The following is a 508-nucleotide window of genomic DNA, read 5'->3' on the forward strand; positions in this document are numbered from 1 at the left end:
GCGTTGAAGCGAGTGGACAGTACAAAGATATTTTTGAAGACAGTACCTTTACCGCTGTAGTATTAGGCGGAGATGCAAAAGAGCATAACAAGGTTGTTACAAAAGATTTTAATGAAATCCGAAATATCATTAAAGATAATGCGGAATTAAGTTCTAAAAATCCAGCATACCCAATTTCATATACAAGCACTTTCTTAAAAGATAACGCAACTGCTGCTGTTCATAACAATACAGATTATATTGAGACTACAACTACAGAATATTCTAGTGCTAAAATGACGCTTGATCATACTGGTGGATATGTTGCTCAATTTGATGTATCTTGGGATGAAGTCTCATATGATCAAAATGGAAAAGAAGTACTAACCCATAAAACTTGGGAAGGAAACGGCAGAGACAGAACTGCTCATTTCAATACAGTCATACCACTTCCGCCGAATTCAAAAAATGTAAAAGTCGTAGCAAGAGAATGTACAGGTCTTGCATGGGAATGGTGGAGAACAATTAT

Annotated in this window: 1 protein-coding gene; it reads left to right on the plus strand. The window is 36.2% G+C overall.

Features of this window, described 5'->3' with window-relative positions; genetic code table 11:
• Positions 1-508 (plus strand): thiol-activated cytolysin C-terminal domain-containing protein (locus JDS96_RS30675; protein ID WP_176519864.1); only part of this gene is annotated, 508 nt, incomplete at both ends.

The organism is Bacillus cereus group sp. N21, assembly GCF_016483395.1.
Classification (GTDB): Bacteria; Bacillota; Bacilli; order Bacillales; family Bacillaceae_G; genus Bacillus_A; species Bacillus_A pseudomycoides.